Genomic DNA, 728 nt, shown 5'->3' with positions numbered 1-728 from the left:
GGTATCATTACCTAAGATGCCATGACCTTAGCCCTCAGCAGGGGCGCACAGTTTCTCTGACGAAGTGAGAGAAACTACTAAGTGCGCCTATCTAAAAATGCTTAGATAGGATTGTAGTGGAATTTGACCTCCGCTGCCCATCACTGAGCATAATTCCCCCGTTAACATTCAGAGGATAAACGGGCATGAATAAAAGCGAAAAGCAGGAACAATGGGCAACAGACAGAGTGCAGATATTCGCGGCTTAAAGTCGCCGAATGAACAGCAGAAACTCATGCTGATACTGACGGATAAAGCGGATAAAACAGCGCAGGATATCAAAACGCTGTCCCTGCTGATGAAGGCTGAACAGGCCGCAGAAAAAGCGCAGGAAGCCAGAGCAAAAGCCATCAACCTGATACAGGCAGAAAAACGTGCCGAAGCCAGAGCCGCACGTAAAGCCCGTGACCATGCCCTGTACCAGTCAGCCGGGCTGCTTATCCTGGCGGGACTGGTTGACAGTCAGACGGGGAAGCCGGTTGATGATACAGCTGCCCTGCAGGGTGCATTAGCCAGTCTGAATGACCTGTCACGGGATAATCCGACGTGGTCAGACGGGAAAATCAGAGGTCAGGAACTGCTGAACAGCAAGAAGTCAGACAGCACTGCATAGCTGACCCGTCATAAAACGCCCTGAGAAGCCCGTGACGGGCTTGTCTTGTTTCATGGGTAGATTCCTTGCATGAATC

At 51.0% G+C, this 728-nt stretch carries 1 protein-coding gene; it reads left to right on the top strand.

Translation table 11 applies throughout. The features are described 5' to 3' along the window. Positions 1–211 precede the first annotated feature (211 nt). Positions 212–652 (top strand): conjugal transfer protein TraD, encoded by a 441-nt coding sequence (gene traD, locus J3473_RS19235; RefSeq protein WP_207025408.1) that lies wholly within the window; start codon positions 212–214, stop codon positions 650–652. Positions 653–728: the final 76 nt, after the last annotated feature.

This window comes from Phycicoccus sp. DTK01 (genome assembly GCF_017312765.1).
GTDB classification, from domain to species: Bacteria; Actinomycetota; Actinomycetes; order Actinomycetales; family Dermatophilaceae; genus Phycicoccus; species Phycicoccus jejuensis.
This window is presented reverse-complemented; position numbering and strand designations above follow the sequence as displayed.

Excerpts from the sequence above, each read along its gene's own strand:
- traD (WP_207025408.1), top strand. The coding sequence starts at position 212 with ATGGGCAACAGACAGAGTGCAGATATTCGCGGCTTAAAGTCGCCGAAT.